At 62.0% G+C, this 19283-nt stretch carries 24 protein-coding genes; 14 read left to right on the forward strand and 10 right to left on the reverse strand.

What is annotated here, in order from left to right; translation table 11 throughout:
• Window positions 1-20: 20 nt before the first annotated feature.
• Window positions 21-569, reverse strand: coding sequence for a cysteine hydrolase family protein (locus H097_RS18845; RefSeq protein ID WP_032861620.1), 549 nt, complete (start codon window positions 567-569; stop codon window positions 21-23).
• 96 nt (window positions 570-665) lie between these two features.
• Here H097_RS18845 and H097_RS18850 point away from each other — a divergent pair, with 96 nt between their 5' ends.
• Window positions 666-1649 carry a GlxA family transcriptional regulator gene (locus H097_RS18850; protein WP_032861621.1) on the forward strand — a complete coding sequence of 328 codons (984 nt, stop codon included), beginning with the start codon at window positions 666-668 and terminating at the stop codon, window positions 1647-1649.
• A 277-nt stretch (window positions 1650-1926) separates the two neighbouring features.
• A complete protein-coding gene (locus tag H097_RS18855) occupies window positions 1927-2811 on the forward strand; it encodes a sugar nucleotide-binding protein (RefSeq protein ID WP_032861622.1) in 885 nt (294 codons plus the stop codon).
• Between the two features lie 142 nt (window positions 2812-2953).
• Here H097_RS18855 and H097_RS18860 read toward each other — a convergent pair whose 3' ends face one another.
• From H097_RS18860 to H097_RS18880, 5 genes are all read right to left on the reverse strand, one after another.
• On the reverse strand, window positions 2954-3652 hold the full coding sequence (locus H097_RS18860; protein ID WP_029299417.1) for an OmpW family outer membrane protein: 699 nt from the start codon (window positions 3650-3652) through the stop codon (window positions 2954-2956).
• Window positions 3653-3761: 109 nt separating this feature from the next.
• Window positions 3762-4280: a DUF3299 domain-containing protein gene (locus tag H097_RS18865; protein ID WP_032861623.1), complete on the reverse strand. Its 519-nt coding sequence runs from the start codon at window positions 4278-4280 to the stop codon at window positions 3762-3764.
• Between the two features lie 11 nt (window positions 4281-4291).
• Complete coding sequence (locus tag H097_RS18870) at window positions 4292-5557, reverse strand: ABC transporter permease (RefSeq protein ID WP_032861624.1); 1266 nt, start codon at window positions 5555-5557, stop codon at window positions 4292-4294.
• A 1-nt stretch (window position 5558) separates the two neighbouring features.
• Window positions 5559-6269 (reverse strand): ABC transporter ATP-binding protein, encoded by a 711-nt coding sequence (locus H097_RS18875; RefSeq protein ID WP_032861626.1) that lies wholly within the window; start codon window positions 6267-6269, stop codon window positions 5559-5561.
• Between the two features lie 135 nt (window positions 6270-6404).
• Window positions 6405-7001: a DUF2796 domain-containing protein gene (locus H097_RS18880; RefSeq protein WP_032861628.1), complete on the reverse strand. Its 597-nt coding sequence runs from the start codon at window positions 6999-7001 to the stop codon at window positions 6405-6407.
• A gap of 125 nt (window positions 7002-7126) precedes the next feature.
• Here H097_RS18880 and H097_RS18885 point away from each other — a divergent pair, with 125 nt between their 5' ends.
• Window positions 7127-7480, forward strand: coding sequence for a hypothetical protein (locus H097_RS18885; RefSeq protein ID WP_032861630.1), 354 nt, complete (start codon window positions 7127-7129; stop codon window positions 7478-7480).
• On the opposite strand, the gene trxA is transcribed toward H097_RS18885, so the two are convergent.
• From trxA to H097_RS18905, 4 genes are all read right to left on the reverse strand, one after another.
• A complete protein-coding gene (gene trxA / locus H097_RS18890) occupies window positions 7477-8349 on the reverse strand; it encodes a thioredoxin (protein ID WP_032861631.1) in 873 nt (290 codons plus the stop codon). The two genes, H097_RS18885 and trxA, sit on opposite strands and share 4 nt — an antisense overlap.
• A 72-nt stretch (window positions 8350-8421) precedes the next feature.
• A complete protein-coding gene (locus H097_RS18895) occupies window positions 8422-9423 on the reverse strand; it encodes an Abi family protein (protein ID WP_032861632.1) in 1002 nt (333 codons plus the stop codon).
• 263 nt (window positions 9424-9686) lie between these two features.
• Window positions 9687-10340, reverse strand: coding sequence for a 50S ribosomal protein L11 methyltransferase (locus tag H097_RS18900; protein WP_032861634.1), 654 nt, complete (start codon window positions 10338-10340; stop codon window positions 9687-9689).
• A complete protein-coding gene (locus tag H097_RS18905) occupies window positions 10337-10792 on the reverse strand; it encodes a YbaY family lipoprotein (RefSeq protein ID WP_032861635.1) in 456 nt (151 codons plus the stop codon). Before H097_RS18905 ends, H097_RS18900 begins: the two co-directional genes overlap by 4 nt.
• Window positions 10793-10931: 139 nt before the next feature.
• Here H097_RS18905 and nrdR point away from each other — a divergent pair, with 139 nt between their 5' ends.
• The 11 genes from nrdR to H097_RS18960 all read left to right on the forward strand — a co-directional run bounded on the left by nrdR (window position 10932) and on the right by H097_RS18960 (window position 19276).
• A complete protein-coding gene (gene nrdR, locus H097_RS18910; protein WP_029299433.1) occupies window positions 10932-11396 on the forward strand; it encodes a transcriptional regulator NrdR in 465 nt (154 codons plus the stop codon).
• Entirely contained in the window at window positions 11393-12529 is a 1137-nt protein-coding gene (ribD, locus tag H097_RS18915) for a bifunctional diaminohydroxyphosphoribosylaminopyrimidine deaminase/5-amino-6-(5-phosphoribosylamino)uracil reductase RibD (protein WP_032861638.1), read from the forward strand. The genes nrdR and ribD overlap by 4 nt, the downstream gene beginning before the upstream one ends.
• A gap of 48 nt (window positions 12530-12577) precedes the next feature.
• Window positions 12578-13240, forward strand: a complete 663-nt coding sequence (locus H097_RS18920) for a riboflavin synthase (protein ID WP_032861639.1) — start codon at window positions 12578-12580, stop codon at window positions 13238-13240.
• 15 nt (window positions 13241-13255) lie between these two features.
• Window positions 13256-14347: a bifunctional 3,4-dihydroxy-2-butanone-4-phosphate synthase/GTP cyclohydrolase II gene (gene ribBA / locus H097_RS18925; protein WP_032861641.1), complete on the forward strand. Its 1092-nt coding sequence runs from the start codon at window positions 13256-13258 to the stop codon at window positions 14345-14347.
• A 90-nt stretch (window positions 14348-14437) separates the two neighbouring features.
• Window positions 14438-14914, forward strand: a complete 477-nt coding sequence (gene ribE / locus H097_RS18930; protein ID WP_003176356.1) for a 6,7-dimethyl-8-ribityllumazine synthase — start codon at window positions 14438-14440, stop codon at window positions 14912-14914.
• Entirely contained in the window at window positions 14911-15411 is a 501-nt protein-coding gene (nusB, locus tag H097_RS18935; protein ID WP_032861642.1) for a transcription antitermination factor NusB, read from the forward strand. Before ribE ends, nusB begins: the two co-directional genes overlap by 4 nt.
• An 18-nt stretch (window positions 15412-15429) precedes the next feature.
• Window positions 15430-16395: a thiamine-phosphate kinase gene (gene thiL, locus H097_RS18940; protein ID WP_032861643.1), complete on the forward strand. Its 966-nt coding sequence runs from the start codon at window positions 15430-15432 to the stop codon at window positions 16393-16395.
• Window positions 16396-16461: 66 nt separating this feature from the next.
• Window positions 16462-17190 carry a transporter substrate-binding domain-containing protein gene (locus H097_RS18945; protein WP_032861644.1) on the forward strand — a complete coding sequence of 243 codons (729 nt, stop codon included), beginning with the start codon at window positions 16462-16464 and terminating at the stop codon, window positions 17188-17190.
• 255 nt (window positions 17191-17445) lie between these two features.
• The gene (gene ribA, locus H097_RS18950; RefSeq protein ID WP_032861645.1) at window positions 17446-18063 is read left to right on the forward strand and encodes a GTP cyclohydrolase II; all 618 of its coding nucleotides are present in this window, start codon (window positions 17446-17448) and stop codon (window positions 18061-18063) included.
• Window positions 18060-18479 (forward strand): hypothetical protein, encoded by a 420-nt coding sequence (locus H097_RS18955; RefSeq protein ID WP_032861647.1) that lies wholly within the window; start codon window positions 18060-18062, stop codon window positions 18477-18479. Before ribA ends, H097_RS18955 begins: the two co-directional genes overlap by 4 nt.
• A complete protein-coding gene (locus H097_RS18960; protein ID WP_032861648.1) occupies window positions 18479-19276 on the forward strand; it encodes a cobalamin-binding protein in 798 nt (265 codons plus the stop codon). The genes H097_RS18955 and H097_RS18960 overlap by 1 nt, the downstream gene beginning before the upstream one ends.
• Window positions 19277-19283: the final 7 nt, after the last annotated feature.

The following is a 19283-nucleotide window of genomic DNA, read 5'->3' on the forward strand; positions in this document are numbered from 1 at the left end:
GCAGTCAGACTGCCACCTGTTTATGCCTGCAGAAACTCATCGGCCGAGACCACGCTCGCATAGCCAAATGCCAGCGACGCCATATACGCGTCATGCACCTGGGCCGCCGGGATGGTCTTGCCATTGAACTCCAGGTCACGGGTGGCGCAGGCATCGTGGATCACTGTAACGGTGTAGCCAAGGTCCGCTGCTGCCCGTACCACGGCGTCGATGCACATGTGGCTCATGCTGCCCACGACTACCAGGTCGGTGATGCTGCGCTGTTCCAGCAACTCGCGCAGGTTGGTTTGGCGAAACGCATTTACAAAATGCTTGAGCACCACTGGCTCGTCGTTTTCGTTCAGTACCTTGGGGTGCAAGTGCGCGCCTTCGGAGCCTGGGGTGAAAAAGGGCGCCTCGTCAGAGGTGAACTCATGGCGCACGTGGATTATCGCATCACCGGCCTGGCGAAATACCTGGAGCAGTTGTTGTGCCTTGTCGGCGGCAGCCTCGACACCAGCCAGTGGCCATTTGCCCTGGGGGAAGTAGTCGTTCTGGATATCAATTAGGATAAGTGCTTGCTTGGCCATGGGGGTTTTCTCGTGATGGGTTGATGCGTCCAGTATCGTGGCTGGCATGTGGCTCGGGGATTGGCCGCACCGACAATAACAGGGGGAAAACTGACAATGGCTCTGGAACGCTCGATCGTCGAGCTTGGCGTACTGATTTACAGCGGCGCGCAGATGGCGGCTGTACACGGCTTGACCGACCTGTTTGGGGTCGCCAATCGCATTGCCGCCGAACATCAGGCTGAGCAGTTGCCGTTGTTGCGTATCAGCCATTGGCAGGTTGCTGGCGATGGTACTCCCATTCGGGCATTCGACAGCCTGCCAGGCCCCGATCAACCGTTGATGGCGGTGCTGGTGCCGCCGTCGATTGGCGAGTTTTGCGAAGAACAGGCACCGCCCAAGCTATTGCAATGGCTGCGCCAGCAACATGCGGCTGGCACCGTGCTGGGCGGCGTGTGCATCGGTTCGATCATGTTGGCGCGCAGTGGCTTGCTCGATGGGCGCAGCGCGACGACCCACTGGTCGTCGGCCGACTCATTTGCCCGTCGTTTCCCGGCGGTGCGCCTGGAGGCTGACAAGCCTATCGTCGATGATGGCGACCTGATCACCAGCGCCGGGCTGATGGCCTGGTCCGAACTGGGTCTGCGCCTGGTCGACCGCCTCATGGGCCCGAGCATCGCCGCTGGCACCGCGCGCTTCCTGGTGATTGAGCACAGTGACAGCGCGAGTCAGTGCGGCAGCAACTTTGCGCCGATCCTGAGCCATGGCGACGGGGCAATCCTCAAGGTCCAGCACGCCTTGCAGGCCAGCGGCGCGGTGGATGTCTCTCTCGCGGCGATGGCGCAGGTAGCCTGTCTGGAAGAGCGCACCTTCCTGCGGCGTTTTCGCAATGCCACCGGGCTGAAACCCACCGAGTATTGCCAGCACCTGAGGGTTGGCAAGGCGCGGCAGATGCTGGAGTTCACCAACACCACCATTGATCAGATTGCCTGGACCGTGGGCTATCAGGACCCGAGCGCCTTTCGTGCGACTTTCAGGAAAATCACCGGCCTTGCGCCCAGCGATTACCGCAACCGCTTCGGGGTGAAGGCCCCGGCCTGAGTCCCGGACACGCCACACAACCAATGTAGGAGCGGGCTTGCCCGCGATGATGATATCCCAGCGGGCCTATACCTTGATCCTGCTGGACTGGATCGTGGGCGAACGGTTGAGCATTATTCAGGCCCGATGATTGGAGCACGCAATGCAAAGGCACTTAGTAAGTGACGGTTGCGCTACAAACCCGCAAAATGCAACGATTCTGGCAAATACCAACGGCACGGCCTGACCGCCTGTCGATAATAGCCATCGTTCCAAACAGACCGGGCCTGCTCAATCTATGCGAATGCGCCTTATGTTACTGGGCGGCGGGAATGCCCTCGGGCAGGCGCTGATTCGCCTCGGTGCGGAAGAAGACATCGGCTTCCTCGCCCCGCGCCCGCCCCAAGACGGCTGGGATGCCGCCAGCCTTACCCAATTGCTCGACGACACCCGTCCCGACGCCTTGATCAACCTCGCCTACTATTTCGACTGGTTCCAGGCCGAGAGCGTAAACGAGGCGCGACTGGCCGGGCAGGAATCGGCCGTCGAGCGCTTGGCGGAATTGTGCCAGCACCACAACATCACACTGCTGCAACCGTCCAGCTACCGGGTGTTCGATGGCTCGCGCGCCACGGCCTACAGCGAAAAAGACGAGCCGGTGCCCTTGGGCCTGCGTGGCCAGGCGCTATGGCGCATTGAGCAGAGTGTGCGCGCCACCTGCCCGCAACATGTGCTGCTGCGCTTTGGCTGGTTGCTCGATGACAGCGCTGACGGCACGCTCGGACGTTTCCTGGCGCGTGCCGAGAAACCCGAGGAGTTGTTGCTGGCCGACGATCGACGCGGCAACCCGACACCGGTTGACGATGCGGCGCGCGTAATCATTTCAGTGCTCAAGCAACTCGATTGTGCGGCGCCGTTGTGGGGCACCTACCACTACGCCGGGCAAGAGGCGACTACCCCTGTGGCCCTGGGCCAGGCGATCCTTACCGAGGCGCGCAATTTCCATGCGCTGGCCGTCGAATCGCCGACAGCCCAAGCCCATGCCGCACGGCCGGATGCTGCCGACGAACCGCAACATGCGGTGTTGGCCTGCAAAAAGATCCTGCATACGTTTGGCATCAAGCCACGGGCGTGGCGTGCGGGGCTGCCGGCGTTGCTCGATCGCTTCTACCGGCATAACTGACGGGACCGCCGCATAACAACAAAATGTGGGAGCGGGCTTGCTCGCGATGACGGTGAATCAGTCAATACATCTGGTGACTGACACTCTGCCATCGCGAGCAAGCCCGCTCCCACATTGTTTTGTGGCGTTTATTAAGCCGGGCTTAGAACTTGTAGCCAATACCGACCATGTAGACCATCGGATCCACGTCCACATTGACCTTGGCACGCGTGCCCGCCGCCAGGGCGTTGTTGTCGACGGTGGCTTTGGTGCTGATGTCGATGTAGCGCACCTGGCCGTTGATCATCCACTTGTCGTTGATCATGTAGTCCGCGCCGATCTGCGCAGCCCAGCCCCAGGAGTTCTCGGCCTTGAAGTTGCTGAAGCCTTCGCCCTGGGCGCGGCTGCCGACGTGTTCGTCATAGATCCAGGTGTAGTTGATACCGGCACCGACGTAAGGTTGGAACGCCGATTTGCTGTCCAGCGGGTAGTACACGACGCTCAGGGTCGGCGGCAGATGCTTGAGGGTACCGAGCTTGCCGTTGGCGGCGCCGAGGGCGGTGTTCTTGATCTTCACATCATGCTCGAACGGCGTGGCGGCCAGCAGTTCGATACCAACGTGGTTGGTCAGCATGTAGGCGAAGTTGAGGCCCAGTTGCGTGTCGCTGCTCATGGTCGCCTTGCCACCCAGGTTGGTACCGGCCAGTGGGCCCTGGTCAACCTTGACGCTGCCGCTGTCGGCCTTTGGGTTAACAGTGATTGCACCGGCGCGTACGAGAATGTCGCCAGCCTCGTGGGCGTGGGCAAGAGGGGCGGCGAGTGCAAGCGCGAAGAGGGAAGCGCTGAGCAGAGACTTGTGCATGGGTGGCTCCAAAGGACGTTTTTAGTTGGCTGTGTCCAATGGTAAAGATCGTTACGCGTGAGCCTTTGACTCAGCTCAATGAAACCGTGATCAGCAATGTGGGAGCGCGCTATTGCGGCAGTTCGTAGACGTAGATCTTCTCGGCATCCATCTGATACCCGGCATCCGCCAGTTCGCTGGTGGAAGGCTTGACCTGCATCTGCCCTTCGATCCAATACGGCTGGTACAGCTCCTCCAGCTTCACGCCGATTTCGCTCCTGACATGCACGATCTGGTTCGACGGCGGTGGCGGCACATGGATGCAGGCGCCGAAGTACGGCACCAGCAGGAACTCAGTGGTGCGGCCTTCTTCGCTGACCTCCAGCGGCACGATATAGCCCGGCAGGCGGATGTGCTGGTCGTTGAGGGTTGCGACCACCGGCGCGTTGGGCAAATCCTGCTTGGCCGCTGGCGCTGCCTCTGCTGACAGGGCGTCGGCCATGTTCGACAGGTCGTGCAGCGGCGTCATATTCGGCACCTCCACCGGAGCGTCCGGTGGAATCATTTCCTGCCACGACAAATCCCGAGGCTCCGCGGCCCAGGCGGGCAGGGTCAGCATCCACAACAGCACAAGCAGGGCACGGCGCATCAAAGCCTTCCTCATAAACGGATCGACAGGCCATCGGCCAACGATTGTCGATAGGCGCGCCAGGCCGGCACGCTGCCCATCAGCAGGGCGGCGACCAGAATACCGGCGAGCAGCGTCCATTCATACGGGCTGGGTAGCGCCAGTGGTAGGTCCAGGCCGTAATTGGCCTGCAAATAGCCACGGGACGCCGCAATACACACATACAACAGGCCAACCCCCGCCGCCACTCCGGCCAGGGCCAGGGCGAAGGCCTCGAAAATCAGCAGGCTCGCAATATGCCAGGGCCGCGCCCCCACGGAACGCAGGATCGCCATTTCGCGGCGCCGCTCATTGAGGCTGGTGAGGATCGCCGTGAGCATGCCGATCAACCCGGTCAGCACCACAAACAGCGAGATCACGAACAGCGCCTTTTCAGCGGTGCCCATCATGCTCCACAACTCTTGCAGGGCCACGCCCGGCAGAATCGCCAGCATCGGTTCGCCACGGAACTCGTTGATTTGCCGTTGCAGGGCGAAGGTCGAAATCTTGTTGTTCAGGCCCAGCATAAACGCGGTAATCGCTTGCGGCGTAAGGTCCATATTGCGCGCCTGGTCGGCACTGATCCGGCCCTTGCCCTGGGCCGGCACGCCGTTGTGCCAGTCAATATGGATCGCTTCCATGCCGCCCAGGCTGATATGCAGCGTGCGGTCCACCGGGGTGCCGGTGCGTTGCAGAATGCCGACCACGGTGAAGGGTTTGTCATCGTGCTTGACCAGGCTGACCACCGCCACGCCGTGGGCCAGCACCAGTTTGTCACCGAGCTTGTAATGCAGGGCGTCGGCCACTTCGGCGCCGAGCACCACCTCAAACGGGTCAGTGGCAAATGCGCGGCCACTGGCCAGTTGCAGGTTTTGCTTGCGGCCGTATTGGTAGTGTTCGAAGTAGGCCTCGTTGGTGCCCATCACCCGGTAGCCGCGATGGGAATCGCCGAGGGAAATCGGAATCGCCCACTTCACCTGGGGGCTGGCGGCGAAGTGCTCGAAGCTGTCCCAGCGGATGTTGTTGGTGGCGTTGCCGATACGAAACACTGAATACAGCAGCAGGTTGACCGAACCGGAACGGGCACCAACGATCAGGTCGGTGCCGCTGATGGTGCTGGCAAAGCTGGCGCGGGCCTCGGTGCGCACGCGCTCCACCGCCAACAGCAGGCACACCGACAGGGCGATGGCGAATGCGGTGAGGATCGCGGTAAAGCGGCGGTTAGCCAGGCTGGCCATGGCTAGACGGAATAAATACATCTCAAACCTCGAGCGGCGTGGCGGCGCGATTGAGTTCGGCCAGCGACAGGTGACGGTCGAACAGCGGTGCCAGGCTCTGGTCATGGCTGACGAACAACAGGCTGGCGCCCGCGTCCCGGCATTCGGCGAACAGCAGTTGCAGGAAGGCTTCCCGGGCATCGTGGTCCAGGGCCGAGGTCGGCTCGTCGGCAATCACCAGTTCCGGTTGGCCGATCAGTGCGCGGGCGGCGGCGACACGTTGCTGCTGGCCGATGGACAGCGAGTCGGCGCGGCGTTCCAGCAAGCCCGCATCCTTGAGGCCCAGGTGCGCGAGCAAGGTTGCGGCGGCTTGATCGATGCTGCCATGACGCTGGATCGCACGTTGCGCCCGCAGCTTGGAGAAATGGCAGGGCAGTTCGACGTTCTCGCGTACCGAGAGAAACGGCAGCAGGTTGAACTGCTGGAAGATATAGCCGGTGTGGTCGACCCGAAACCGATCACGGGCGGCGGCCGATAGCTCGGTCAGCTCCTGGCCGAGCAAGCGAATGCTGCCGCGCGTGGGTTTCTGCACACCGCCCAACAGGCCCAACAGGGTGGTCTTGCCGCTACCGCTGGGGCCCTTGAGAAACAGGGTTTCCCCCGGCTCCAGGCGAAATGCCGGGATATCCAGCAACTGGGGATGACCGGGCCAGTTGAAGCCCAGGTCGGACAGTTCGATCAGTGCTTGGGTCATGGGAACTCAACATCACCTGTAGAGCGCGGTCAACTGTAGGCGCTGGCTTGCCTGCGATGGCATCGGCGCGGTGTCACTGATACACCGCGTCGTCTGCATCGCAGGCAAGCCAGCGCCTACATCAACCGTGTGGAGTCAGAATTTCAGGGTGGCCGTCTTGGCCGTGGCTTCAACACCCTGCTGGCCACTCGGGCCGATCAGTTGTACCTGAATTTTCAGGGTGGCGGGGAAGGTCTTGAAGATGTTCGCCAGGTCGAGGTTTTTCAGCGCAGCGGGGGTGGCGCAGGTGAACTGATAGTGGGCGTGGATTTCACTGTGATCATGGTCGTGGGCGGCAGCGCCTTTGCCATCGGTGGCGTGGTCATGATCGTCTTCTGGCTTGTCGCCAAACAGTGGGCTCTCAAGTTCCTGGGTGCTGACCACACAACCGGCGGCCTTCGGCAGGCTGAACAGCGCCAAGGGTTGTTCCAGTTGTTTGCGCACGGCAGCGACCTTGGCTTTGTCGGCGGCGGTAGTGGCCAGGTGTTCGAACCCCACCAGGTTCATCGCCGGGCTTTCCAGCTCCAGTTCCAGAGTCTTGGCATCCAGCACCGCATTCAGGCGGCCCACGCCATGTTCATGGGCGCCAAGGCTACCGTGTTCATGATCGTGGTCGTGATTGTGTTCGTCAGCGGCCTGGGCGATGGCCAGTGGCAGCAGGGCAAACGGCAAAGCGAGCAACAGGCGGCGCATAGAAAGACTCCTGGGATGAATGTTATGTGATCTTATAACAATATCGTTGAGAGTTTGACCGTCTGCTTGGCGTTGCGCAAGGCGCATGGGAGCATGCTCGTCAGAAAACTGCTGGAGGACGAGCAATGATGCGAATTCGTGGAACCATCGGCGAACTGCCCGTGGACTTGACCCTGGAGTTGGACGCGAGCGATTGGGCGCGGCTGGGCGCGCACCTGCAGGCGGTCGCGCCGGCGACGGACGAAGTGCCTGCCGCCCCGGCACCGGTCAATCAGGACGCTAATCTGTGGCAGGCCGCCCAGGACCTGCTGCGCGAGGCCGGGCAACTGAGCGGCCTGGAGTTGTCGGATCGCCTGGAAGGGCTGGCCGGCAACGCCCAGGCGGGCAAGCGCCTGTTGGTGCGCTTGCGTCACAGTGCCAAGGTGAAGGTGTCCAGCGGCGGGGATACGCCGCAGTACAGTTGGATCGGCAGCGATTAGTACAGCGCAGCGAACAACTTGCGGCGATAGACCGTGACCAGCGGGTGGTCATTGCCGAGCAGTTCGAACACTTGCAGCAACGTCTTGTGTGGCAGGCCTTCGCTGTAGCTGCGGTTGCGGATAAACAACTTCAGCAAGCCTTCCAGCGCCGCGTCGTATTGCTGGCGGGCCAATTGCTGCACGGCCAACTGATACGCGGCGTCATCATCCTGCGGGTTTTGCGCCAGGCGGGCCTTGAGGTCAGCGGTATCAGGCAGGTCAGCCGCCTGGCGCAGGAAAGTGATCTGCGCCTTGGCGCCGGCGAGGGCTGCCTTGTGCGCGTCGCTCTTGACCGCATCGAGCACGGTCTGCGCTTCACCCAGTTCGCCACGCTCGGCCAGGCAGCGAGCGTAGAGGATCAACGCTTCGGCGTTGGTGTTGTCTTCACCGAGCAAGGCCACCAGTACGGCCTCGGCCTCACTGATACGCCCCTCGGCAAACAGCGCCTGGGCCAGCTCCAGCGGGTCTTCGTCGGCGGGTGGTGGCAACTGCACATGGGGTTCCAGCAGCGCCCGGATCTCAGACTCCGGTTTCGCCCCGGCAAACCCATCCACCGGCTGGCCATCCTTGAACAGCACCACGGTCGGCAGGCTGCGAATGCCAAAGCGCGCAACGATATCCTGCTCGGCTTCGCAATCGACCTTGGCCAGCAGCAGTTCGCCCTGGTAACTCTCGGCAATCTGCGCCAGCAACGGCATCAACGCCTTGCACGGCGCACACCAGTCGGCCCAGAAATCCACCAGCACGGGTTTGTGGAACGAATTCTCGATGACTGCCTGATCGAAGGTGGCGGTGGTGACATCGAAAATGTACGGCGTGGGCTCACTCATGGTGGTTCTCAATGACGCGTGGGATGGGGCAACTATAAAGACTGGCGGTCTCTATCGGAAGCCGCGCAAGGGTCAAGCGCGAGATACATGCCAAAAAGGGTCCTGATACCAGTCACGAAGGAACCCCATCGCTTTTAGGTTGAGGTTGGGAAAGTCGCTGATCAGGTGATAAAGGTGCTGGTCCCAGCGAGTACGGGGGCTGACCTGATACATCAGGTGGTTAAGTATGCAAAGTGTCGGAAAAGTGCGGGTATGGGATCCTGGCTGGAGGAGATGCTTTGGCCACGGGAAATTGGCTTTTCTGGGTAATTCGGGGCGAATGCCCAGTTGCCGATTCCACATCCGTGAGTGATGGGCGCACATATTTCGAACAGTGGTCAACGTGTGAAGCCAGGACTGCATCAGTGGTGCGGGCAGTCCCAAGCGCCTGGCAATGGCTTTTTTATCCGAGTCCCTGGCCAGGCCTTTGTAGAGATGAGAGAGGTCACCCAGCGTCAACTCTTCCAGCATGGCCCCGCTCGGCATGAGAGATGGGTGATCGTAGGTAATTGGATAGTGGCGCGCGTAGCTTTCTTTGGCTCTTTGACGTTTGAGATGGTCTTTTCGGTTGCTGTCTGTGTGCAGTCGGTCGATGCGCAGGCATTCGCGTTCGTAGTCGCGTGCTGCCACAGACTGTTTGGTGTGTAGCGTTGCAAGCAGGCGCTGGTGGTCAAATGTCGGGTGAAAAGTCTGGCCGTCGATGTACCAATGGCTACCGTAGGTGGGGCCCATGTGATTACTGATGACTGCACGTGAGGCGATCTCGACCCGTTCAATAGCATCCATAACCAATAAGCGAAGACGTCGGTCGAAATCGTAGAGTCGTGCCAGTTGGTGAAAATGGGTGCCAGCATGGAAGTGGTGGTCGATATCTTCCGGTTGTTGGAAGGGCCGCATATAGGGGCTTAATCGAAAGAAACTGACCGACTGCAGGAAGCACCGGGCGCCTGTTTCATCGTCAATTATCAAGCCCCGCGACTTGAGCAGTTCCAGCTGGGCCGGGACGTCAATGGCAGGCTTGTCGAACGCCTTCATGCCGGAAAATCACCAGGCATAAAAAACCCGCACAATTTGTGCTTGGTCGCTGGCGCAACCAGAGGCATGGCGGGTGTATTGCCACGCAGGTTATGCAACTGCCCAGGTTTTTGCAACGCCTTTGCAGAGGCGCCGACCAGCGAAACCAGGAGGAAATGCATGCCGATCGATCGTCCAGGCCGCGTGCAGGAGGACGGTATTTTCCATGCCCTTGCGGCCGCTGTCTTAGCCACTCTATTGCTGAAGATTTGTAACTAAGGTGCCTAGCGCCGCGAATGGTACAGGCTCACCTTGCGAAACTCCCAAGGCTCCGCCAGGTCCGGCAGGGTCAGCGCTTCCAGGATCCCCAGCCGCTGGTAGTCCGGATGCTGGAAGTCGCGCACCCGCGAATCGGCGACCAACGCTTCTCGCCCGCGCGTGAGGAATTGATCCAGCAGCGGCAGGTTCGCCCGGTCGTACAGCACATCCGCCACCAGGATCAGGTCGAAACGATCGGTCTCGGCAAAGAAGTCCGCCGAATACCTCAGCGTCACGCCATTGAGTCCAGCATTTGCCCGGCAGGCGTCGAGTGCCAGCGGGTCCAGGTCACAGGCCACCACTTCCAGGGCGCCGGCCTTGGCGGCGGCAATCCCCGCAACGCCGGAACCGGCGCCGAAATCCAGCACGCGCTTGCCCGCCACCCATTGCGGGTTGGCCGCCAGGTAGCGGGCCAGTGCCAGGCCGCTGGCCCAGCAGAAACTCCAATAGGGCGGCTCATGCAGGATGCGCCGGGTTTCCTCGGGGCTGAAGGCGCGGTCCATGTTGTCGGCGTCCAGCAGCCACAACGCCAGGTCGGTACCGGGCAACGGGCAGGGCACCAGTTGTGCGTCGCCGATCAGTTCGCCCAAGGCCCGTTGCAGGTCCTGCGGTGGCGTCATGGTGCGCGGACGAGTTGCAAGGGCCCGGTGGTCTGGGTGATCGGCTGCTGGATGCGCACCGCCGGCAGATGCAGGATCAACTGCCCGGACTGGCTGGCGCGGCCACGCAGCTCAACGCGGGCGCCGGTCGGGAAGGCTTGTGGGTTGAAGCGCAGGCGGAAGTCCAACGGCTTGTTGTTGCCGATCAGCACACTGCTGGCCAGCAATTGTTGCGGGCGGCTGCGCTCGTCGATCACCAGCAGCGCGAGCTCGACTTCGGCGCCGGCCGGCACGCCATTGAGGGTGCCGCTGACTTCACGCTGATAGGCGGGCAGTGGCCCGAGAGGCTCCTGGCCGGGGATTTTTTTCTCTTGTTGTGGCGTGGGTTGCGGTGCGGCCGGTTTTGGCGCTTCGCTGCTGCAGGCGACCAGAAAACTGAAAAGAGTGAGTAAAACCAGCGGTCGTAACGGCATGTACGGCTCCAAAAAGGGCAAAAATCCGTGAACTAAACATAAGAAACATAATAGTCAGCCTATATACCGTAAAGGCTATGGCTTGTCTTGCCACGGGGATGCGCTACCATGGCCCTCCCTTTTTTTGTTGCCTGCCACCATGCACTGTCCCTTCTGCGGTGCCAACGACACCAAGGTCATTGACTCGCGTCTGGTCGCCGAGGGCGATCAAGTGCGTCGCCGGCGTGAATGCCTGGCCTGCGGTGAACGTTTCACCACCTTCGAAACCGCCGAACTGGTACTGCCACGCCTGATCAAGTCCGACGGCAGCCGCCAGCCTTTCGACGAAGACAAACTGCGCGCCGGTATGCAGCGTGCCCTGGAAAAACGCCCGGTGAGTGTCGAGCGCCTGGAAGCGGCGCTGGTGCATATCAAGCACAAGCTGCGGGCGACCGGCGAGCGCGAGGTCAAGAGCCTGGTGGTGGGAGAACTGGTGATGGGCGAGCTGCAAAAGCTCGACGAAGTTGCCTACATTCGTTTCGCCTCGGTGTACCGACGCTTCCAGGACCTCAACGAGTTCCGCGAAGAGATCGACCGCCTGGCCCGTGAGCCGGTCAAAGAATGAACCCACCTTCTGCAGAACAGGCTGTGCTCGACGCCCATTACATGGCCCGCGCCCTCGAATTGGCGCGCAAGGGCCTGTACACCACCCACCCCAACCCACGGGTCGGCTGTGTGATTGTGCGTGATGGGCAGATTGTCGGCGAAGGCTGGCACGAACGTACCGGCGAACCCCATGCCGAGCCCAATGCCTTGCGCGCCGCTGGCGATAAAGCCCGGGGAGCCACGGTGTACGTGACCCTTGAACCGTGCAGCCATTATGGTCATACGCCACCCTGCGCCGATGCGCTGGTGACAGCCGGTGTGGCACGGGTGGTCGCGGGCATGCAGGACCCGAACCCGGAAGTGGCCGGGCGTGGCATGCAGCGCCTGGCCCAGGCCGGGATCGAGGTGCTTAGCGGCGTGCTGGAAAGCCAGGCGCGTGCGCTGAACCCCGGGTTCCTCAAGCGCATGGAGCACGGCCTGCCGTTTGTGCGGGTCAAGTTGGCGATGAGCCTGGATGGGCGCACCGCGATGGCCAGTGGTGAGAGCCAGTGGATCACCGGCCCTGCCGCCCGCGCCGCCGTGCAGCGCCTGCGGGCCGAGGCGAGCGTGGTGCTGACCGGCGCCGATACCGTGCTGGCCGATGGTGCGCGCCTGACCGTGCGCGCCGCCGAGCTGGGCCTGGATCCGCAAACCACCGCTTTGGCGATGTCGCGCCCACCGCTGCGCGTGCTGATCGATGGCCGCCTGCGGGTGCCGCTCAACGCCCCGTTCTTCAAGGCCGGCCCGGCGCTGGTCATCACCTGCGTGACCCCGGAAAACCAGTTCCCCCGTGGCCCCGAATGCCTGGTGGTACCGGGCGTCGATGGCCAGGTCGACCTGCGCTCGGCGCTGGTGGCCCTGGCGGCCCGTGGCGTCAACGAGGTGCTGGTGGAGGCCGGGCCAAGCCTGGCGGGCGCGTTTGCCCAGCAGGGGCTGGTGGACGAATACGTGATTTTCGTCGCCGGCAAGTTCCTGGGCTCCGCCGCTCGGCCTTTGCTGGACTGGCCGCTTGAGAAACTGGCCGACGCCCCCCAACTCAAGATCACTGAAATGCGCGCTGTAGGCGACGACTGGCGAGTCACTGCCATCCCTGTGCCAGCAGCGAGCGTATAATTCTGACCGGGTGCCCCAGGCGCCCGCACCGTTTTCCAGGAGAAGGCCATGTTCACCGGCATTATCGAATCCATCGGCAGCATCCGCGCCATGACCCCCAAAGGCGGCGACGTGCGCCTGTTGGTTGAAACCGGCAAGCTCGACCTCGGCGACGTCAAGCTGGGCGACAGCATCGCCGTCAGCGGCGTGTGCCTGACCGTCATCGAACTGCCGGGCAATGGCTTTGCCGCCGACGTCAGCCGGGAAACCCTGGACTGCACGGCGATGAATGATCTTGCGGCCGGCAGCCCGGTCAACCTGGAAAAAGCCCTGACCCCGACCACCCGCCTGGGCGGCCACCTGGTCAGCGGCCATGTCGACGGCGTCGGCGAAGTAGTGGCACGCAGCGAAAACGCGCGGGCCGTGGAGTTCCGCATCCGGGCCCCTAAAGAGCTGGCCAAGTACATCGCCCATAAAGGCTCGATCACCGTCGATGGCACCAGCCTGACCGTGAACGCCGTGAATGGCGCCGAATTCGAACTGACGATCATTCCCCACACCCTCAGCGAAACCATCATGGCCTCGTACCAGCCAGGTCGCCGGGTGAACCTGGAAGTGGACTTGCTTGCCCGTTATCTGGAGCGCCTGTTGCTGGGCGATAAGGCCGCAGAGCCTGCAGCCGGTAACATCACCGAAAGTTTTCTGGCCGCTAACGGCTACCTGAAATCCTGACCAAGGGGGTGCCGCGTGGCGCTCAATAGCATCGAAGAACTGGTTGAAGACATCCGCCAAGGCAAGATGGTCATCCTGATGGATGACGAAGACCGCGAAAACGAAGGCGACCTGATCATGGCCGCCGAGTTGTGCCAGCCGGAACATATCAACTTCATGGCCAAGCACGCCCGTGGCCTGATCTGCATGCCCATGAGCCGCGAGCGCTGCGAACTGCTCAAGCTGCCGCTGATGGCGCCGCGCAATGGTTCGGGGTTTGGCACCAAGTTCACCGTCTCGATTGAAGCGACCACCGGTGTGACCACCGGTATCTCCGCCGCCGACCGCGCCCGCACCGTGCAAGCCGCTGCCGCCAAAGACGCCAAGGCCGAAGATATCGTCAGCCCTGGGCATATCTTCCCGCTGATGGCCCAGCCTGGCGGCACCCTGGCCCGTGCCGGCCACACCGAAGCTGCCTGCGACCTGGCGCGCATGGCCGGGTTCGAGCCGAGCGGGGTGATCTGCGAAGTGATGAACGACGACGGCACCATGGCCCGTCGCGCTGAACTGGAAGCCTTTGCCGCTGAACACAACATCAAGATCGGCACCATTGCCGACCTGATTCACTACCGGATGATCCACGAACGTACCGTTCAGCGGATTGCCGAGCAGCCGCTGGACAGCGAACTGGGGCATTTCAACCTGGTGACCTACCGTGATTCGGTGGAAGGCGACGTGCACATGGCGCTGACCCTGGGCAACATCTGCGCCGAAGAGCCGACCCTGGTGCGTGTGCATAACATGGACCCGTTGCGCGACCTGCTGATGGTCAAGCAGCCGGGCCGCTGGAGCTTGCGAGCCGCCATGGCCGCGGTTTCCGAGGCGGGTAGCGGTGTCGTACTGTTGCTGGGTAACCCGGTGGATGGCGATGTACTGCTGGCGCATATCCGCGAAAGCGCTGACCAGGTACCGGTGAAAAAACCGACCACCTACAGCATCGTCGGTGCCGGCTCGCAGATCCTGCGTGACCTGGGCGTGCGCAAAATGCGCCTGATGAGTGCGCCCATGAAATTTAATGCGATATCCGGTTTCGACCTGGAAGTAGTAGAATACGTGCCCTCCGAATAAAGGCCGACGATTGTCGCGTCTTGTTCGCGGTTCAAATATCACTAAGGGGCGCGTCATATACGCGTCCCGGCTCTTTAAGAGATTTGTCGAATGACCCTGAAGACCATCGAAGGTACCTTCATCGCCCCCAAAGGCCGCTACGCCCTGGTGGTTGGCCGCTTCAACAGCTTCGTGGTTGAAAGCCTGGTAAGCGGTGCCGTGGACGCCCTGGTTCGCCACGGTGTGAGCGAAAGCGATATCACGATTATCCGTGCCCCTGGCGCCTTCGAAATTCCACTGGTTGCGCAGAAAGTTGCCCAGCAAGGCGAATACGCAGCAATCATCGCCCTGGGCGCAGTCATTCGTGGCGGTACTCCGCACTTCGAATACGTGGCTGGCGAGTGCACCAAGGGCCTGGCCCAGGTGTCCATGGAGTTCGGCGTGCCAGTGGCCTTTGGCGTACTGACCGTTGATTCCATCGAACAAGCCATCGAGCGTTCCGGCACCAAGGCCGGCAACAAAGGCGCTGAAGCTGCCTTGTCCGCCCTGGAAATGGTCAGCCTGCTGTCGCAGTTGGAGGCCAAGTGATTTCCGACGAGAGCGATCGTTTCAACCCACGCGAGCCACGTCCTGCGGACGCCGGCAAGCCATCGAAGAACGAAAAGCGCCGCGCTGCCCGTCAGTTGGCGACCCAGGCGTTGTATCAGCGTCAGATGGCGGGTACTTCGCTGAACGAAATCGAAGCGCAGTTCCGTGTCGACAACGACTTTACCTTCGCCGACCTGCCGTACTTCCACGACATCCTGCACGGCGTGCACGCCAACCTGGGCGAGATCGACACGGCCCTGGCACCTTGCCTGGACCTGACCCTCGAAGAGCTGGACCCGGTTGAACTGTGCGTGATGCGCCTGTCCACCTGGGAGCTGCTCAAGCGCGTCGACGTGCCGTATCGCGTTGTGATCAACGAAGGTATCGAACTGGCGAAAGTCTACGGTTCGACCGACGGTCACAAGTTCGTCAACGGCGTGCTCGACAAGCTGGCCCCGCGCCTGCGTGAAGCCGAAGTGAAGGCGTACAAGCGCTAACCTGCGCTTGACTCCCTGATGGGCGAGTTCGAGCTGATCCGCACCTACTTCGCCGCCGCGCCCTGTGCGCAAGGCGGCGAAGGCATTGCCCTGGGGATCGGCGACGACTGCGCCCTGCTGGCGGTTCCCCCAGGGGAGCAACTGGCGATCTCTACTGATACATTGGTGGCCGGCGTGCATTTTGCCGACCCCTGCGATCCGTTCCTGCTCGGCCAGCGCTCGCTGGCGGTGGCAGTCAGCGACTTGGCAGCCATGGGCGCCAACCCCCTCGCGTTTACCCTTGCGCTTACCACACCGACGGTTTCGGCCGATTGGTTGCAGCGCTATGCCCAGGGTTTGAACGCCATGGCCCAGCGCTGTGGCGTGGGCCTGGTGGGCGGTGATACCACCCGTGGGCCGCTGAGCCTGACCGTCACCGTGTTTGGCCGTGTCCCGGCGGGCCAGGCGCTGACCCGCAGCGGTGCGCAGCCGGGCGACTTGCTGTGTGTGGGTGGCGACTTGGGCAATGCCGCCGGCGCCTTGCCGTTGGTATTGGGGCAGCGCAGCGCTGACGCGGTTATCGCCCAGCCGCTGCTGGCACATTACTGGTCGCCGCAACCGCAGTTGGCCTTGGGCCTGGCGTTGCGTGGCAAGGCTACGTCAGCATTGGATATCTCCGACGGCCTGCTGGCTGATTGCGGGCATATCGCCAAGGCTTCTGCCGTGCGGCTGGTGATTGAGTGGCAACGGCTGCCGCTGTCTGTAGCGCTGCTGGCCTTCCTGGGCGATGACGGGGCCCATACAGCCGCCTTGAGTGGTGGCGACGATTACGTGCTGGCCTTCACCTTGCCACCCGGCGAACTGGCGCCGTTGCTGGCCGACGGTTGGCCGGTCCATGTGGTTGGGCGCGTGGAGGCGGGGTCGGGCGTGGCATTGCTTGATGCCGCCGGGCAGGACATCACCCCGGCCGTTGGTGGCTATCAGCATTTTCGTCAGGCACCGTGACGTGGTGACCTACGCTACCCTTTGCTAGGTTGTGAAAAAGATGGGCTTTCACAGGAGGTCGTCATCATGGATGTACGTCGCTGGCTGCTGATCCTGCTGTGTATCGTTGCGTCTTCAGTGCGGGCTGATGAGATGCAGGTCGTGCCTGGGCCGATTCGCCTGGTCAGTGAAACCTGGAACGACTACACCAACGTCGATGGCAGTGGCTTGGGCTGGGACCTGATGCGCGAAATTTTCGAGCCGGCCGGGATCAAGGTCAAGATCCGCAGCGTGCCCTACACCCGTTCGGTCGGCCTGGTCCGGCGTGGCGAAGCGGACGCCTGGGTCGGTTCCTATCGGGATGAAACCGAAGGCGTGTTATACGCGCGCAGGCACTATGACTCTGATCACATCTACGCCCTGGGACTTGCGAGCAGCCAGGCGCCGACCCTGGCGACCCTGGGCAATTACCGTTTGGCCTGGGTACGCGGCTACAAGTACGAGGAATACCTGCCCAATATTCACCGTTTCAACCAGATCGAGCGCCGCAGCGGGATTTTACCGATGCTCCAGCAAGGGCGGGCAGACTTCTATATCGACGCCTTGACCGAGGTAAAACACGTGGTTGGCCAAGCGTCTGATCCGTCGGTGTTCAAGCTCACCCATGTGGCCGAGCTGCCATTGTTCCTGGGGTTTGCTGACAACGAGCGGGGCAGGGCGCTGCTGGCGCTGTTTGACCAGCGCATGGAGGTCCTGGTGAAAAGCGGCGAGTTGAAGCCGATCTTCGAACGTTGGCACCAGCCCTATCCGTTCTGACCAGCATGCCTTTATGTAGGAGCGAGCTTGCTCGCGAAGAACCAGAGAACACCGCGATTATCCTGCATGCACGCGTTATCGTTGACGTCCTTCGCGAGCAAGCTCGCTCCTACATCAAAAGATGAGCATTCATAGAACCAAGGCAAAGGCCAATCGAACCTATTGATCTTTATCAGCGATAATTCAGCTTAAGCGTCTGTAGGAACGTGCTGTTACAATGCCCGCCTCTGTGAAATCTGAAATCAGGAGCACACGGTGCCCGTCGTTTTCGTTGCTGCTTCCAAGCTGCCTACCCCTTTTGCCACGTTCACCATGCATGGCTTTCTTGAAAAAGCCTCCGGGCGCGAACATGTCGTGCTCAGCCTGGGTGATGTGGCCGATGGTGCTCCGGTCCTGGGCCGACTGCACTCCGAGTGCCTGACCGGCGACGCATTGTTCAGCCAGCGCTGCGACTGCGGTTCGCAACTGGAAGCCGCCTTGCAAGCCATCGCCCGTGAAGGCCGTGGCGTGTTGCTGTATCTGCGTCAGGAAGGCCGTGGCATTGGCCTGCTGAACAAGATTCGCGCCTACGAACTGCAAGACGGCGGCGCCGATACCGTGGAAGCCAACGAGCGCCTGGGCTTTGCCGCCGATCAGCGCGACTACGCCATCTGCCTGCCGATGCTTGAGCATCTGGGTGTGCAGTCCCTGCGCCTGATGACCAACAATCCGCGCAAGGTCAAGGCCATGACCGACATGGGCATCACCGTCGCCGAGCGCGTGCCGCTGCACACCGGGCATAACCCGCACAACAAACTCTACCTGGCGACCAAGGCCAGCAAGCTCGACCACATGATGGGCAACGAGCATCAGGGCGAGGTCGACCGGGCGTGACGCGCGGCCAGGTCAAGCGGCGGCTGTCCTTCAGTTGGTGGCAGTACCTGGCGCTGGCGTTGCTGCCGTTGTTCGTGATCAACCTGGTATTTGGCCAGGGTGAGCCGCTGTTGCCGGTGCTGGCGATGCCGTTCTTTATCGCCGGTGTCGCCTCGATGTTTGCCAGCCTGCGTTACTTCCATGCCTACAAACACGCGTTGATCGCCACCTCCAAGGCCCTTGATACACCTGAAGAACCGACCGCCTGGATCACCCTTGCAGCCCGTCGACGCACGGCATTGCTGGTCGCGGCGTTTCCGGCCTGGGTCGGTGCGCTGGCGGTGTTCGTCGGTCTGGAAGCGGTGCCGCTGTTTCTCCTGGCCTTGTCGACCCTGGTGCTGTTCTACCTCTACCGCATTCCGCGTCAGCTCGGTTGATGCGTTGCTGGCTGGTGGTTCTGCTGCTGGCCGCCAGCGCGTCGGCAACGGCGGTCGAGCGGGTGGTCAGCCTCGCGCCTTCCTTGTCTGAAATCGTCGTTGAGCTGGGTGCTGCCGATCTGTTGGTGGGCGTACTCGACGGCGGCGAACGACCTGAAGCACTGCGCAACGTGCCTTCGGTGGGGCGCTATGGGCAGTTGGATCTGGAGCGACTGCTCAGCCTGCAGCCGGACTTGCTGCTGCTCTGGCCCGGCAGCGTCGGCCCCGCCCAGCGCGAGCAACTCAAACGCCTGAACATCCCGATCTACGTTGCCGAGCCCCATAGCCTTGAACAACTGAGCAGTCAGGTGGAAGCCATCGCCGGGCAGTTGGGCCGTGCCGATGCCGGTCGCCAATTGGCCGCGCAACTGCGCCAACGCTTGGCTGCGTTGCGCCAGCGCTATCACCGCAGCGAGCCGTTGCGGGTGTTCTATCAGGTGTGGAATCAGCCGCTGTACACCGTGGGCGGTGGGCAGATCATCAGCGATGCGTTAAGTGTGTGCGGCGCACGCAATGTGTTTGATGACCTCAAGTTGCCAGCGCCACAGGTCAGCATCGAGTCGGTGTTGCAGCGTGATCCCGAGGTGATCCTGGCGGCGGATCAAGCGCAGTTGCAGGACTGGAAGGCTTGGCCGCAAGTGGCGGCGGTGGCGCAAGGGCGTTTGCTGATCGTGCCGGATAAAGGGCTGGAGCGGCCCAGTGGGCAAATGGTGGAGGCGGTGGCGAGGTTGTGTCAGGTGATTGAGCCGAACCGCTAAGACCGCT

Source organism: Pseudomonas sp. FH4, assembly GCF_000510915.2.
GTDB lineage: Bacteria > Pseudomonadota > Gammaproteobacteria > Pseudomonadales > Pseudomonadaceae > Aquipseudomonas > Aquipseudomonas brenneri.